This is a genomic window from Marinomonas sp., assembly GCF_965225885.1.
GTDB lineage: Bacteria > Pseudomonadota > Gammaproteobacteria > Pseudomonadales > Marinomonadaceae > Marinomonas.
Genome location: NZ_OZ245329.1, coordinates 4,015,401 through 4,030,862 on the forward strand (window position 1 = coordinate 4,015,401; position 15,462 = coordinate 4,030,862).

Annotated in this window: 13 protein-coding genes; 4 read left to right on the forward strand and 9 right to left on the reverse strand. The window is 45.0% G+C overall.

What is annotated here, in order from left to right:
• Window positions 1–68: 68 nt before the first annotated feature.
• Window positions 69–1,406, reverse strand: coding sequence for a glutamine synthetase family protein (locus ACO05V_RS19235; RefSeq protein ID WP_421855443.1), 1,338 nt, complete (start codon window positions 1,404–1,406; stop codon window positions 69–71).
• Window positions 1,407–1,634: 228 nt separating this feature from the next.
• Between ACO05V_RS19235 and ACO05V_RS19240 the strand changes: the two genes are divergently transcribed.
• A complete protein-coding gene (locus ACO05V_RS19240; RefSeq protein ID WP_421855446.1) occupies window positions 1,635–2,912 on the forward strand; it encodes an NAD(P)/FAD-dependent oxidoreductase in 1,278 nt (425 codons plus the stop codon).
• Window positions 2,913–2,963: 51 nt separating this feature from the next.
• On the opposite strand, the gene ACO05V_RS19245 is transcribed toward ACO05V_RS19240, so the two are convergent.
• A complete protein-coding gene (locus ACO05V_RS19245) occupies window positions 2,964–3,674 on the reverse strand; it encodes a glutamine amidotransferase-related protein (protein ID WP_421855449.1) in 711 nt (236 codons plus the stop codon).
• A 143-nt stretch (window positions 3,675–3,817) separates the two neighbouring features.
• Window positions 3,818–5,101: an NAD(P)/FAD-dependent oxidoreductase gene (locus ACO05V_RS19250; protein ID WP_421855452.1), complete on the reverse strand. Its 1,284-nt coding sequence runs from the start codon at window positions 5,099–5,101 to the stop codon at window positions 3,818–3,820.
• Between the two features lie 436 nt (window positions 5,102–5,537).
• Here ACO05V_RS19250 and ACO05V_RS19255 point away from each other — a divergent pair, with 436 nt between their 5' ends.
• The gene (locus ACO05V_RS19255; RefSeq protein WP_421855454.1) at window positions 5,538–6,821 is read left to right on the forward strand and encodes an MFS transporter; all 1,284 of its coding nucleotides are present in this window, start codon (window positions 5,538–5,540) and stop codon (window positions 6,819–6,821) included.
• A gap of 57 nt (window positions 6,822–6,878) precedes the next feature.
• Here ACO05V_RS19255 and ACO05V_RS19260 read toward each other — a convergent pair whose 3' ends face one another.
• Window positions 6,879–7,487, reverse strand: a complete 609-nt coding sequence (locus ACO05V_RS19260) for a LysE/ArgO family amino acid transporter (protein WP_421855457.1) — start codon at window positions 7,485–7,487, stop codon at window positions 6,879–6,881.
• 129 nt (window positions 7,488–7,616) lie between these two features.
• On the opposite strand from ACO05V_RS19260, the gene ACO05V_RS19265 reads away from it, so the two are divergent.
• Together ACO05V_RS19265 and galU are read left to right on the forward strand one after the other, a co-directional pair.
• The gene (locus tag ACO05V_RS19265; RefSeq protein ID WP_421855460.1) at window positions 7,617–8,495 is read left to right on the forward strand and encodes an ArgP/LysG family DNA-binding transcriptional regulator; all 879 of its coding nucleotides are present in this window, start codon (window positions 7,617–7,619) and stop codon (window positions 8,493–8,495) included.
• Window positions 8,496–8,581: 86 nt separating this feature from the next.
• Window positions 8,582–9,418, forward strand: coding sequence for a UTP--glucose-1-phosphate uridylyltransferase GalU (gene galU / locus ACO05V_RS19270; RefSeq protein WP_421855463.1), 837 nt, complete (start codon window positions 8,582–8,584; stop codon window positions 9,416–9,418).
• Window positions 9,419–9,534: 116 nt separating this feature from the next.
• On the opposite strand, the gene yjfF is transcribed toward galU, so the two are convergent.
• The 5 genes from yjfF to ACO05V_RS19295 form a co-directional block, all read right to left on the reverse strand.
• Window positions 9,535–10,503 (reverse strand): galactofuranose ABC transporter, permease protein YjfF, encoded by a 969-nt coding sequence (gene yjfF, locus ACO05V_RS19275; protein WP_421855466.1) that lies wholly within the window; start codon window positions 10,501–10,503, stop codon window positions 9,535–9,537.
• Window positions 10,500–11,543, reverse strand: a complete 1,044-nt coding sequence (locus ACO05V_RS19280; protein WP_421855469.1) for an ABC transporter permease — start codon at window positions 11,541–11,543, stop codon at window positions 10,500–10,502. The genes yjfF and ACO05V_RS19280 overlap by 4 nt, the downstream gene beginning before the upstream one ends.
• Before the next feature lie 63 nt (window positions 11,544–11,606).
• A complete protein-coding gene (locus tag ACO05V_RS19285) occupies window positions 11,607–13,166 on the reverse strand; it encodes a sugar ABC transporter ATP-binding protein (RefSeq protein WP_421855472.1) in 1,560 nt (519 codons plus the stop codon).
• A 79-nt stretch (window positions 13,167–13,245) separates the two neighbouring features.
• Window positions 13,246–14,232 carry an ABC transporter substrate-binding protein gene (locus ACO05V_RS19290; RefSeq protein ID WP_421855475.1) on the reverse strand — a complete coding sequence of 329 codons (987 nt, stop codon included), beginning with the start codon at window positions 14,230–14,232 and terminating at the stop codon, window positions 13,246–13,248.
• Between the two features lie 215 nt (window positions 14,233–14,447).
• A complete protein-coding gene (locus ACO05V_RS19295; protein WP_421855478.1) occupies window positions 14,448–15,395 on the reverse strand; it encodes an AEC family transporter in 948 nt (315 codons plus the stop codon).
• Window positions 15,396–15,462 lie beyond the last annotated feature (67 nt).

Here is a 15,462-nt window from a genome sequence, read left to right on the forward strand (position 1 = left end):
AATAAAAAGGCCAGATGTTTAATGCATCTGGCCTTTCTTGTTTTGACTCTGCTCTCACACCTAAATCATCAAACGTTCAGCAGTAAGTGTTCTCGTTCCCAAGAGCTGATAACACGGTTGAAGGTTTCAAATTCACTGCGTTTTACCCCCATGTAGGCTTTGACAAAATGATCGCCCATAATATCGCAAAGCGGTTGGCATTCTTCCAAAAGGCGCAAGCCTTCTTCAAGAGTACGAGCGATTTCAACTTCCTCTGATGGTGGATTTTTACCTTCCACAGGTTCCGTAGGATGCAGCTTCTCTTTAATACCAAGATAACCACAGGCCAATGTCGCGGCGATACCCAAGTATGGATTGCAGTCAGCGCCTGGAAAACGGTTTTCAATACGTGTCGCTTCTGGTGGAGAAAACGGAATTCTTAGTCCCGCAGTACGGTTATCAAACCCCCACTGCATGTTGATTGGCGCCGCCATATCTGGAGAGAAACGACGATAAGAATTGACGTTTGGGGCAAAAAAGCTGATCGCACTTGGCGTATATTTTTGCAGTCCGCCCAAGTAGTTATAAAACAGTTCACTCGGGCTGCCGTTGTCATCAAACAAGTTTTTACCTGTTTTGCTGTCCACCAAACTCTGATGAATATGCATCGCACTGCCCGGTTCATGTTGCATGGGCTTGGCCATAAACGTCGCGTACATACCATGCTTCATAGCCGCTTCACGCAAAGTACGTTTAAAGACAAACACCTGATCGGCCAAATCTAACGGATCGCCATGGATAAAATTGATCTCCATCTGCGCTGCACCAGACTCATGGATCAAGGTATCCACATCCAAACCCTGTGCTTCACAATAGCTGTAAAGCGTATCAATCACCGGGTTGAACTCATTCACAGCGTCGATACTGTAAGAACGACGTGAGGTTTCGCGCTTTCCCGAGCGCCCTACTGCGGGTTTTAATTCATAATCTGGATCGGTATTCGGATCGATCAGATAAAACTCTACTTCTGGTGCGATAACTGGCGTGATGCCTTCTTTCGCATACAGAGCAAGAATATTTCGTAAAATCGTTCGGCTAGATAAAGGATGGAGTTGACCGCTTTTATCGTAACAATCATTGATGATTTGCGCCGTCGGCTCATCTGCCCAAGGCACTAATCGAAAGGTGTTCGGATCAGGATGAAGCTCCATATCTCGGTCGCTTGCATCCACCAGCTCGTAGTGATTGTCAGCCCAATCACCGGTGACACTTTGCACGAGAATCGTTTCTGGAATACGCCCAAACAGTTCTGCCAAGAATTTATAGGTTGGATAAAATTTCCCCCGAGCATTGCCCGTCATGTCTGCCAACGTTGACTCGACTTCCGTTATTGAATGTTCTTTCAAAAAAGCTTCAAACTCTGTCATAACCCACCTTGTGCCAACGAATTTCTTTATTAAAACGGCTAAAAAATGCCTATTGCGGATACAGTCTATTTGTTTACTATGATCGCTAAATTAGCTGATAATTTGGCTTTGAACATATTTTAGTTGATCGACTAAAGCAACCGCTTTTGCCAGAATAGGGCAAAATAAAACCATCACCTAATTCGATACCAACCTTTCGTTGCTATCTGTTTTCAAAGGACTCACCAAGTGAATACTCACGAAGCATCCTACTACGCTGCAACAGCGAATATACAGACAGATTACCCAAGCCTAACAGGCGAAGCAGAAACCGATATCTGTATTATTGGTGGTGGTTTTACCGGCGTTTCCGCCGCACTGCATCTAGCCGAGGCTGGCTTTAAGGTAAGTTTAGTCGAAGCCAATAAAATTGGCTGGGGAGCGTCTGGTCGTAATGGTGGTCAGATTTGCCAAGGCCACAACATGGGCCACGAAGACATGATAAAGCAAGTCGGCAAAGACACCGCCGATTTGCTATGGCAAAGCTCGGTGGACTCGGTTGCTTTAGTGAAAGAACTTGTTAAGCGCTACAACATGGATTGCGACTTAACTGCTGGCGTTTTGCATGTTGCTAGTAAGCGTCGTCACGGCGATGAAATCAAAAAATCCGTGGAATACAAACACGACAAATTAAACTACAAAGAAGTCGACTATCTAACCGCTGACGAGGTCGCTACAAAACTCGGTACGGATCGTTATTTTGGTGGCGAGTTTTATCGAGAAGGCGCACACATTCATCCGCTCAATTTCGTCTTAGGCATGGCGCAAGCGGCAACCGCTCATGGCGCGACGCTTTACGAAAATTCAGCTGTTATCTCTTATAAAACCGGTGAGAGACCAGAAGTTATTACCGAAAAAGGTAAGATACGTTGCCGTTACCTGCTATTCGCTTGCAATGGTTATTTGGGCAAACTCAATAGCGCAGCGGCGAAAAAAATCATGCCGATTAATAACTTCATCATTGCCACCGAACCCTTAAGTGATGAACAGGCAAATCGCATCAATGCTGAACGAGTCGCAGTGGCGGATTCTAAATTTGTGGTGAATTATTTCCGCCTGTCTGCCGACCAACGTTTGCTTTGGGGCGGCGGTGAGAATTACAGCCAGCATTTCCCCAAAGACATCGCGAGCTTTGTGAAAAAGCACATGATAGAGGTTTATCCAGAATTGACTTCTCACAAAATTGATTACGCTTGGGGCGGCACTTTAGCCATCACGCTAAACCGTATGCCACACATTGCACGACAAAAACACAATGTCTTCGTTGCACAAGGTTATTCTGGTCATGGCGTGGCGCTGGCAACTTACGCTGGCGCTATTTTTGCCAAAGCCGTACAAGGTTCTCTAGAAGGCATAGACGCCTTTGAGCGTTTACCGATAAAAGACTTCCCCGGCGGTACATTATTGCGTTGTCCGGGGTTAGTGGCGGGGATGTTGTATTACTCTATGTTGGATCGATTACCCTAACAAAATACAAAAACTGTTTCACAAATGGTCTTTTTTCTAAGGCTCTTTTTTCTAGGCTCCTTGTTTTAAGAACAATCCAATCCACGACATCATCTGATTAGAATGAATGTCGCTACTTTCAAGAGAGCTTAAAGCCGTCTTGGCTTGTTCTTGGGTAAGTTGCTTACCATCGTATAAATCGACCAAGGCTTTTTCATACACTTTGGAAAACTCAGGATGCCCCTGAAAAGTTAAAATATGATCTTCATAAAGCAAGCCTGCATTTTCACAAAATTCTGAACGTAAAATCACTCGCGCACGCGTTGGTTTTTCAACCACCTGATCCTGATGGAAAGCACACAGAGCAAGCTCTTTTGCTTCAGGAAGCACTGGCAAAGATCCACACACATCATATTGATGAATGCCTACGCCCCAGCCGCCTTGGAATTTTTCAACGCGTCCGCCCAATGCACGAGCAATGACTTGATGGCCAAAACATATGCCGACTAAAGGACGCTGTAACTGATCGATATCTTTGATCAAAGTGCACAAACGCAGAATCCAAGGCTCATCAGAATACGCATCGGCTTTCGATCCGGTAATCAACCAAGCATCACATTCTTCAGCACTATTTGGGAACTCATCTAAACGCACATCATATGTAACAAAAGAAAAATCCTGTTGTAATTTCCCTAACTGTTCGGCAAACATATTAGCGTAGGTTGGGAACTCACCAAGCAGAGAGTCGGGAGTAATGCCCGCCGCAAGAATACCTATTTTCATCCATACATCCTTAAAAAGGCGTTACTAATTCACATCGTTCACCGATGCTGACTGTGAAACATCATAACCATAGTCAACAATCAGGTCTGTATAAAATTTTGACTTTAATAAGGAAAGCGAAAGCTAACTTCTACTCTCCAAAATTAAACACCAAAGGTATCTCGGAAACGATAATAAAGAGAGCCAAGCACTGTATAAGGAACGCGTAATAAACGCCCGCCGGGGAATGGATATTGTGGCATACTGGCAAACACATCAAATCTTGAAGAGTCTCCTTCAATCGCGTCCGCCAAAATTTCTCCCATTAAATGGGCATTAGTTACGCCATGGCCGGAGTAGCCTTGCGAATAATATAAATTATCGCCGATTTTACCGACTTGAGGCATGCGCATCATGGTCAACAAGAAGTTACCTTGCCACGCAAAGTCGATCTTAACGTCTTTCAGCATTGGGTAAGTTTTGAGCATTTTTGGACCAATGACAGACTCGATTTTCGCAGGTTCGCGAGCACCATACGTAGTTCCTCCGCCATAAATTAAACGCCCATCGCCAGATAAACGGTAATAATCCAGCATATAATTACCATCTTCCACACAATGATCTGTTGGTAACAATTGCTTTTGTAAAGATTCAGGCAAAGGTTCAGTGGCAATAATTTGCGTACCACAAGGCATGGCTTTCTTTTCCACGTCAGGAATCAAACCAAACATGTAGGCATTACCGGCTACCACCACGGTATCCGCCACAATAGCGCCTTCTGCTGTGATAATTTTCGCTGGCTTACCTTTTTCAATACGAATGACTTTAGAGTCTTCATAAATAACGCCACCCAAGGATTCAAACGCTCGAGCTTCACCTAACACCAAATTTAATGGTTGAATATGACCACCACGAGGATCTAACAAACCGCCCGCGTAACGCTCTGTACCAATATGATCTTGAATCGTTGACGCCGTTAGCAAAGTAAGCTCATCATGTCCGTTGGCTTCCCAAAGGGCTTTTTTCGCTTTCAGTGCTTCAAACTGTCTTGGGTTACAGGCGGCAAAGACATTGCCAGATTTTAAGTCACATTCGATGTTATATTTAGCCACACGATGACGGATCAACGCTTGACCAGAAAACGCCATCGCGGCCATTTTCTCACCGATGTCTTGACCGTAACTGTTAGTAATGTAATCAATATCTCGGTTAAAGCTATTGACGATCTGCCCACCATTGCGGCCTGATGCACCAAAACCTATCTTCTTCTCTTCCAGTACCACTACCTTTTTGCCTTTTTCAACTAAGCTCAAGGCAGTAGAAATACCAGTAAAACCAGCACCGATGACACAGACATCAAAACGCTGCTCACCGTTTAGCTTAGGTCGCATCGATTTATCATTGGCGGAATCCGCATAATACGAATTCACATGAGTTGGCGTTAGCATAAACGAAGTACTCCTTTAAAAAGCCAAGAATAGATCCACTCCAGTGGTAAATCATTCCTCCGCTGTTTTGATGTTTAAACAAATAAAATAACGGTATTGTCACGCACGGCAATTGTTAAAAGTGTCTCTATTAAATTAGACGAGTAACATAACAAACACCATATCCCTTAATAGGTATGTCACTTGCCTGTGAAATAATAAAAGTGAAAAATAGAGTTGGTCTGAATAAGACACTCTACATTAATGATTACATGGTTTCGTTTACAGAAATTCAATGGGTAAAATGGCTCGGGGAATCTGTCACTTTTTTACTATATTTTTATGGGATGATTAGTCATTGCAATCAGAAAATCATTCGGTATAGTCTGCCGAAATAATGATCAACCAGATCATGATAAATTTTATGTTTACTATAGAAATCCCAAAAGGACACTAAATGTTAAAGCAAACCCTGTTTCCGATCTGGAGTCTGCTCATAGGTATTGCCGTTCTCACCATGGCAAGTGCCTTGCAAAGCTCACTGATCGGTATTCGAGCCTCTATCGAGGAGTTCAATACGACGGCGACAGGTTTGATTATGTCCGCCTATTATCTTGGCTTTATTCTTGGCTCCCTTTTGGTGCCAAACTGGGTCAAGAATGTGGGTCACATTCGGGTGTTTGCCGCGGTTGCGTCTTTGGCTTCTATTACTATTTTGATGCAATCCGTTGTGGTGAATCCATGGTTCTGGATGTTAATGCGGATGGGCACAGGCTTGTGTTATGCGGGCCTATTTATTGTGACTGAAAGTTGGCTAAACGACATCGCAACCAACAAAACTCGCGGCCGTTTATTTTCGATTTATATTATCGAAATTTGGGCCAGCCAAACCATCAGTCAGTTCTTATTGAACCTCTCGTCTCCTAGTGGTTACGGCTTGTTCATTTTGACTTCGGTATTAATTTCCTTGGCTGTTGTGCCTTTGTTGTTGGTTCGGACACCATCACCAACTATCAACGTGCCGGAAAAGCTCAACATTCTTGGTTTGATCAAAACCGCACCACTTGGTGTCACGGGTGTCACCATCGCTGGGGCAACCTCGGGGGCGTTGTTGGGGCTTGGCGCACTCTATGCAAAAAGCATCGGCTTGAACATTGCCGAAATTTCGATCTTCATCGGCGCAAGCTATGTGGGCGGAATGTTACTGCAATGGCCAATAGGTAAACTTTCTGACCGTCAAGACCGACGAGTCACTATACTTTGGGTCGGTGTTGTTGGCGCACTTGCTGCTTTTATTGTGCCTCTTGGAGGCACGATGAATAACCAAATATTGATGATGATTGGCATGTTTGCTGTGGGTGCGTTTACCTTCCCAATGTACTCGCTGGCCTCTTCTCATATGAATGACCAATTACGCCCAGAGCAGATCCTTTCTGCCAGTAGTGGCATGATATTGCTGAACGGTATTGGTGGTATGTTAGGACCACTCATAGCGGCAGCACTGATGGATACGCTGCGTATTGAAGCTCTATTCTGGTTTGTTGCCGGACTCAATATAACCGTGGCATTGGTTGCCTTGTACAGAATCAAGCATCAACCTGCGATGGTCATCGAAGAGCAAGGGGATCAAATTCCAGTTGCGCTTACCGTCTCTTCTGTCGCGACCGCAGAAATGCTTGTCGAGGCTGACTCTTCTACTCCAGTAGAAGAGAAGAGCCACGAAGTGGAGATCAAACTTTAACCAGTTAAGCTCTCGAAATAACTAATGCACAAAAACAACCACACAACGCTTGCTCTATTAAGACAAGGGTTGTGTGGCGATTTTCAACGCAATACTCCAAATCAAGATCGCGTTAATACGGTTAAACCAACGCCAGAACACGGCTTTTTCTAACCACTTGGCGCAGAGTTTTCCCACCAGAGCCAAAGACAAAAACCACAGCACAGACGCACACACACCACCAAAAACAAACTCCCATTTCGCCCCTTGCCATTGGTTTGCCAAGCTGCCCATTAAGATCATGGTATCCAGGTAAAAATGCGGATTAAGCCAAGTTACCGCAAAGCCCATCATTACCAGTGGCCATAAAGCAAGACGCTTACTGTATTCCTGCAAAATCAAATGCTCTTCTTGAAAAGACGCCCGCCATTTCCCCAAGGCAAACCACACCAAGAAAGCCACGCCCGCCCAACGAGACACAGACAACAGCCAATCATGACTTTGTAAGATTAACCCTAAGCCGAAAGCGCCAAGCGCAATCGAAATGGCGTCACTCAAAATAAACAACAAGGCAATCGGAAACGCATAATGTCGTTTCAGCGCTTGCTCTAATAAAAAACTGTTCTGCGCGCCAACGGCGACAATCAAACCGCCGCCCGTAATCGCCCCACTCAAAAATGCCAACACTAGCGCCTCCAATTTACCTATTGCCTAAAAAGTTTCGTCTAAAAAGTATCTTGTAAAAAGTGGCTTGATCTTACGCAAGGCAGGCATTAAATTAAAATTAATTAAACTAAAGTTATATTAGATAAAATTATGATGGATTATAAAACGCTCACCAGCCTTCACGCTGTTCTTAAGTTCCAAAGCTTTGACAAAGCAGCAGAGTATCTACATCTAACGCAATCTGCCGTCTCACAAAACATCAAACGCTTGGAGCAAGAATGCGGCCGCCCTTTACTTATTCGCGCAAGGCCTGTGGTTGCCACACCACTTGGTGAACAAGTGCTCGCGCATTTCAACAAGGTCATCATGTTAGAAGAAGGCCTGAAAGAAGCGATTCAAGGCAATCAGGCGACTCAACCAATTAGCATTGCGGTGAACAATGATGTGCTCGCCACTTGGTTTACCGAGGTGGTCAGTCAGTTTTCTGCAACAGATAAAACTAAGCTACATATTAAAGCCGCCGACCAAGCCAAAACTCGCGCTCTATTGCAAACCGGTGAAGTGGTCGCTTGTATTAGTCAAATTGGTACGCCAGTGTCTGGTGGGGATTCAATATTTCTTGGCAATATGTATTACGAACTGGTTGCAACACCAAGTTTTATTGAAGAGCATTTAAAAGGTGACCTTAGCGCTGAAGCTGTTCTAAAATCCCCCTCTTTGATTTATGACGAACATGATGAACTTTGGGCGCGTTATCAGAATGAATGCTTAAATGTAAAAACCGATATTAGCCACAGCCATTGGTACCCATCCTCCCATGGTTTTGTTGAACTGGTAATGGGTGGCACAGTCTGTGCTTTAGTACCTAGTATTCAAATTAAACAGAAAATAAAAAGCAAGAAACTGGTATCCTTGCTGCCAAACAAGCGGCTGGCCTTGCCTCTTTATTGGCATTGGTACAAACTCAATTCACCTGTACTGGATCGGTTAACCAAGGTAATAAAAAGTGTCACACGAGATGCTCTATAATGAATGCATCGCCGAAACAGGCTGGCTATCTTGTATTTCTTAGACAGCCACTTAACAAAGCACAAAGCCATTTTTAAGGAAAATTTATGATTCGCAAATGTTTATTCCCTGTTGCTGGTTATGGCACACGTTTTTTGCCTGCCACAAAATCCATGCCGAAAGAAATGCTTCCTATTGTAAACAAGCCTTTAGTGCAATATGGCGTAGAAGAAGCGGTTAAAGCAGGCTTGGACAACGTTACTTTCGTAACGGGTCGTGGTAAACGCGCCATTGCCGACCATTTCGACATCAGCTACGAACTTGAACACCAAATCGCTGGCACCAATAAAGAAAAATACCTAGATGAGATCCGTTACCTAATCGATAACGTTAACTTCTCTTTTACACGTCAAAACAACATGTTAGGTCTAGGCCATGCAATTTTAACGGGCGAGCCACTTATCGGTGATGAAGCCTTCGGTGTGGTACTGGCAGACGACCTTTGCTTTGGCGAAGACGACGGCGTGATGGCACAAATGGTTAAACTCTATAACCAATTCCGTTGCACCATTGTTGCTATTGAAGAAGTACCAGAAGACGAAGTGCACAAATACGGTGTCATAAAAGGCGAATCCATGATGGAAGGCCTGTATCGAGTAACAGACATGGTGGAAAAACCCGCCAAAGAAGACGCGCCATCGAATCTTGCTATCATCGGTCGTTACATTCTAACGCCAGATATTTTTGACAAAATCCGCAACACACCTGCTGGCCGTAACGGCGAAGTTCAAATCACCGACGCTATCTTACAACAAGCAAAAGAAGGCTGTGTATTGGCTTATAAATTCAAAGGCAAACGCTTTGACTGTGGTAGCGTAGACGGCTTCGTTGAAGCGACTAACTTCTGCTATAAAAATGTCTATAAAGATCCTACTGATGCATAATTTTCGCTACAGCTAAAAATCGCACTAAAATAGAGCAAATGCAGAAACAAAAAACCAGTACTCTTAAAGTACTGGTTTTTTTATGACTGGTAAAACAACCTAACAATGAATAAAACCTAAGAAGCCGAGCGCTTTCTCACCCAAACCACAATGCCTTTTTGTAGCAAGATAAAAAACAGTAACAAACCGCCAACCGCCAGTTTTGTCCACCAGCTGTTCAACGAGCCATCAAATGTGATTAAGGTTTGGATAATGCCTTGGATCATTCCCCCCAAAAAAGTACCAAACACATAACCCACGCCGCCTGTTAGTAAGGTTCCCCCAATAACAACCGCCGCGATAGCATCTAACTCCACTCCAACCGCTGCTAATGGATACGCCGAACCTGTATATATCGCAAAGATCACCCCAGACATAGCGCTGTAAAAACCGCTCAAAGCATATATTTTAATGATGGTCTTTTTCACTGGCACACCCAACAAGGCGGCAGAATGACTGTCTCCGCCCAAAGCATACACGCTCATCCCAAAACGCGTTCTACGAGCAATTAAGATCCCCAACGCGAGCAATACCAACATCGCCATGGCAATAAAGGTCAAACCACCACGTCCTGGCAAAGGCACATAAATATCGTATAACCCAGCAATAAAAGGATGATCAATCGGCACAGCATCTAGGTTGATCAAATACGCCAAACCACGAAACAAAAACATCCCTGCCAAGGTCACGATAAACGCCTGAATCTCAAAAAACGCAATAATGACGCCCATTGCGGCACCAAAGGCCACACCGACAACCAAGGCAATGCCAATAGCAAACAAAGGATGCATGCCCGTATTGGAAATCAGATACGCCATCAGCACGCCGATAAAGGCAATCATTGATCCAACCGATAAATCGATACCACCAGACAAGATCACAAATGTCATACCGATTGCAGTGATGATCAAAAACGCGTTATCAGTTAATAAATTTGAAAACACCAAGGAGTCACGAAAGCCTTGGTATTGGTACATGCCAAAACCGTACAGCATGATGAAAACCAGCAAAGTTGCCAATATCGGCAAATTACGTTCGTTAATCATGGTTTTGCGCTCCCTTTATCGGTACTACTTTTACCTACATTCTTATTCTTCGAGAAGAAGCCTGACAACCATTGACGTGTTTTAGGCGATTGAATCAACAATACCGCAAGGATAATGGTCGCTTTCACCACTAAATTATATTGAGCAGGCAAACCACTGGTCAGAATCGCCGTGGTTAAGGTTTGAATAATCAGCACACCAACAATCGTCAGTAGCAAATAAATACGCCCGCCAGCTAACGATGCGCCGGCTAAAACCACCGCTAAGATAGCATCCAGTTCTAACCACAATCCGGCGTTATTGGCATCCGCACCACGAATATCCGCCGCGAGAATAATACCGCTCATCGCCGCACAAAAGCCGGAAAACACATAGGCCGACAACACCAGCAAGCGTGCTTCAATACCCACTAAACGACTGGCTCGCACGTTGGCACCAACCGCTTCAATAAACAAACCCAGCGCGGTTTTTCGCATCACCAATACCGTCAGTACAATCATGCCTATCGCAATCCATACACGAATAGGAAACGCCAAGAAATAGCCATTACCAATGGCATCCAACACATCAGAATGGAAGGTGACAATTTGTCCTTCGGTGATCATCTGAGCAATACCGCGACCTGCCACCATCAAAATTAACGTAGCAACAATTGGCTGGATGTTAAACACCGACACCAATATGCCATTCCACAAGCCACAGACGACGCCAGCGCCGAGTGCACATAAAACAACCAACCACACTGGGAAGTCTGTATTCACCGTCAATACAGCCGTCACCGCACCAGAAATGGCAATCACAGCGCCAACCGACAAATCAATACCACGCGTACCGATCACCACCGCCATACCCAATGCCACCAAAGCCGTTGGCGTGGCGCGATGTAGAATATCCAACAGACTACCAAACAGATGCCCATCGACTATTTTAATACTCAGAAAGCCCGGTGTTATTGATGCCGTGACCAAGATGATCAGTACCAGCGACAACAAGGGCGCGAGTGTTTTTTGATGTTTATGCAGAAAATTATTCTTTTTCATAGGAACGACTACTTTGAATACTGGCTTATAAAAGAGATTAATCGAGAGATTTCCAATGGCGTTTTAGCTCGCAATCGTGCGCAATATCGCTTGCTCTGAAACCTCATCACCATGAAGCTCCGAAACTTTATGATGATCTTTCATCACCACCACTCGATGAGCAAACATAACCAATTCTTCCAGCTCAGAAGACGCCACTAATAACCCCATGCCTTGTTCACAAAGCTCTTTAATGATCTGGATAATTTCATGGTGAGCACCGATATCAATACCGCGCGTTGGCTCGTCTAAAATCAGCAAGGCAGGATGCGTAATCAACCAACGAGCCAGAATGACTTTCTGTTGATTGCCACCGCTTAACTCGCCGATAGGCTTGTCCATATCAGGCGTTTTGATCGCCAAACGCTTAATCATTTCTTCCACTAGGTTTTGCTGCTCAGCCATGGAAATCGGCGACCACCAACCTTTACTCGCCTGCAACGCAAGGATCATGTTTTCCCTAAAGCTCAATTCCGCCACGATGCCGTCTTGCTTGCGATCTTCTGGGCAATAACCCATGCCAACCTGAATAGCATGACGCAAAGAAGACTTAGTCAGTGAATGCTTACCAAGCATGACATCGCCTTGATCCGGCTTCACCGAGCCATAAGCCAATTCACAAAGCTCAGTACGACCAGAGCCCAACAAGCCCGCCACACCGACAATTTCCCCTGCGGCAATATTCAAATTCAGCGGCTGAAGATAGCGCTGCTTGCCGACATTATTTAACTGTAGAAGCTCAGTGCGCTCTCGTTTAATCGAATGGTCATGAGCGGTTGGAGCTAGGTCTTCCAGAGATTTACCCACCATGTGACTGACCAAATCGGAACGCGTCAGCTCAGCAGTTTTAAAGGTACCAATGCATTCGCCATTGCGTAACACAGTGATGCTATCGGTAATGCTGTAAACCTGATCTAGAAAATGCGTCACAAAGATGATGCCTAAGCCTTCCGCTTTCAAACGCTTCATCAGATCAAACAATTGCTTGATCTCATCACTGTCTAAACTGGCGGTCGGCTCATCTAAGATAAGCATTTTGGCTTGCGTACTTAACGCACGCGCAATCGCTACCAACTGCTGAATCGCAATCGAATAAGTGTCTAGCTGGCGCAATGGATCTATGTTTAAACCGACTTGCGCTAATAATTCTCTGGCGCGGATTTCAGCTTTCTTCCAGCTAATCAGGCCAAAGGTTTTTTCTTGATGCTGTAATGTCAGGTTTTCCATCACAGACATTGTAGGAATAAGGTTAACTTCTTGATAGACCGTACTGATACCTAACCGCTGCGCATGACCGCTATCAGACGCATTGATCAAGCTGCCGTCTAATAGAATCTCACCGCCGTCTCGCGGATAAACACCTGTCAAAACTTTAATCAGAGTGGATTTACCAGCACCGTTTTCGCCAAGCAAAGCGCGAATCTCACCTTGTTGAATCTGCAAAGACACATCATTAAGGGCTTGAACGCCGGTAAAAGATTTAGAGAGATTTTTGATTTCGAGTAAAGGACGAACTGCGCTTTGCGCGGCTTCAGCTACCGAGGTTTCTTTGACAAGCAAGGTTTCTTTGACAAAATCTGACATGATCCGTCGTCTCCATTTTCACGAACATAAATTAATAATCCACACCTAGAAGCGTCTTGCTCCTAGGTGTGTCGCACTATTATTTACGCTTCGCGTATTCCGCAGCCGCCGTATCAGGAAGATACAAAGGACCGTTTGCTTTGATCCATTTGTCGACTTTTTTGCCTTTCTGAGACGCTAGAATCGCATCAAATGCTGGGCCACCAAGATGAGGATTCAACTCGATAGTCGCATTCGCTTCGCCGTCAGCCATGGCTTTGAAGATATCTGGCACCGCATCGATAGAAACCACTAAAATGTCTTTGGTTGGTTTCACGCCAGCTTCTTTCATTGCCAAGATAGCACCCAATGCCATGTCGTCATTGTGAGCAAACAAGGCGCAGATATTCTTCGCGCCGCCTTCGGCTTTCAAGAAACTCTCCATGACTTCTTTACCACCAGCACGCGTAAAGGAACCAGACTGAGAACGGATAATGGTCATATTCGGGAAGTTACCGATGACAGCGTCAAACCCTGTCTTACGATCAATCGCCGCAGAGGAACTAACCGAACCTTGTAGCTCAACAATGTTACAACGGCCATTGGTTTTCGCCGCCAACCAAGATGCCGCTAACGCGCCTTCTTCTTTAAAATCAGACGCCACTTTTGTTAAGTACAAGCTTGAATCAGCCGCCACACCACGGTCAATCAACACAACAGGAATTTTAGCCCGTTGCGCTTCTTTCAATACTTGATCCCAACCCGTTTCAACCACAGGAGCCAGTAAAATACCGTCAACGCCTTGCGCGATAAACGAACGCACAGCTTTAATTTGGTTTTCTTGCTTTTGTTGCGCATCAGAGAATTTTAGATCATAGCCGCGGCGTTCCGCCTCAGCTTTAATGGATTCGGTTTCAGACGTTCGCCAGCCACTTTCCGAGCCGATTTGTGAGAAACCTATTGTCAGATCTGCTGCCATCGCCGAAGCAGACAACACAGGAAGTAATACAGAGAAGGTCGTTAACACCGCTTTACGTTTGAAGGCACCCAACCACGGAAACGAAGGACGAACAGAGAGAGATTGCATACTAGATTCCTTTTTGTTTTTGTTGTTATCTGTACTGAGTGTCGCGCGCCTGTCATTACAAACAAGCTAACACTCTACAATTCACAATATATCCCTCGCTCAGACCTTTCAAATGCAAGTTACAGCGAACTTCATATCAATATTGATATGAAAGAACACCGCAACATGACTTTTTTATCCACAAAGTGACACAGTTCAGCCATTTAAAGAGGCATTTACAGCAAATACAACTGACTCAACCAAATACTCACCGGCAAAGTGATAACCGACATCAGCGTCTGCATCGTAATGTACGCCGACATTTTATCCGCATCACCGCCTAACTGACGCGCCAACGCATAACCAGAAGTCGCCGTTGGCACCGCACCAAATAACACCGCAACCAAGGCTGGCAAGCCTCGAATATCAAGCCACCAACACATCAAACCAATCACCAGAGGAAACACCACAAAACGCGCTGCCGAAGACATCACAAAGGTCATGCCGACAGAGCGAATCGTCTCAAAACGCACGCTCGCGCCCACCGCCAACAACACCAATGGCAACGCCGCCTGAGATAACATACCCAGCACATCAGACACCAAAATAATCGGTGTCAGCCCGAGCAAATTCAAACTGCTGCCAAGCAAAATAGACACAATCAAGGGGTTGCGAATCAAGGCACCACTTAACAAACGTGGTAAGGATGTTGAAGACGAACTATCCGTCGAAGACGGCCCATGCATCAAGGTCATGGACACCACCAAGAACACATTAATAGAAGGAATCAGCACAGATGCGCCCAACGCCGCCAAGACCAAGCCATCATTGCCATATAAACTGCCCGCCAACGCCAACACAATAAAGGTGTTAAAGCGCACTCCCGCTTGCAACATAGACGACGCCGTCGGTGCAACCACCTTCATCAGCCAAGTACTGGCAAATACAAAAACAGCCGTCACAAACAAGCCAAACAACAAAATAAACGCGTACTTTGGCAACATCGGATTACTAAAATCGATCTGCGAGGTTTTGCTAAACAACAAGGCCGGAAACAACACCCAATAGGACAACTTATCCACACCAGACCAAAAACCATCCATCGGAAAGCGCCAACGCTGGCACACAGCCCCAGCCATCAACAGTAAAAATACTGGCAACACAGAAAGAGAGAGAGAGAACACAATTACCCCTTAAAAAATAAACAATCGCTTAAACAAGAGAATCACTTAAACAGACAGTTACACTTAA

Coding starts and splice junctions, on each gene's coding strand:
- ACO05V_RS19235 (WP_421855443.1), bottom strand. CDS start 1,406: ATGACAGAGTTTGAAGCTTTTTTGAAAGAACATTCAATAACGGAAGTC.
- ACO05V_RS19245 (WP_421855449.1), bottom strand. CDS start 3,674: ATGAAAATAGGTATTCTTGCGGCGGGCATTACTCCCGACTCTCTGCTT.
- ACO05V_RS19250 (WP_421855452.1), bottom strand. CDS start 5,101: ATGCTAACGCCAACTCATGTGAATTCGTATTATGCGGATTCCGCCAAT.
- ACO05V_RS19255 (WP_421855454.1), top strand. CDS start 5,538: ATGTTAAAGCAAACCCTGTTTCCGATCTGGAGTCTGCTCATAGGTATT.
- ACO05V_RS19265 (WP_421855460.1), top strand. CDS start 7,617: ATGATGGATTATAAAACGCTCACCAGCCTTCACGCTGTTCTTAAGTTC.
- galU (WP_421855463.1), top strand. CDS start 8,582: ATGATTCGCAAATGTTTATTCCCTGTTGCTGGTTATGGCACACGTTTT.
- yjfF (WP_421855466.1), bottom strand. CDS start 10,503: ATGATTAACGAACGTAATTTGCCGATATTGGCAACTTTGCTGGTTTTC.
- ACO05V_RS19280 (WP_421855469.1), bottom strand. CDS start 11,543: ATGAAAAAGAATAATTTTCTGCATAAACATCAAAAAACACTCGCGCCC.
- ACO05V_RS19285 (WP_421855472.1), bottom strand. CDS start 13,166: ATGTCAGATTTTGTCAAAGAAACCTTGCTTGTCAAAGAAACCTCGGTA.
- ACO05V_RS19290 (WP_421855475.1), bottom strand. CDS start 14,232: ATGCAATCTCTCTCTGTTCGTCCTTCGTTTCCGTGGTTGGGTGCCTTC.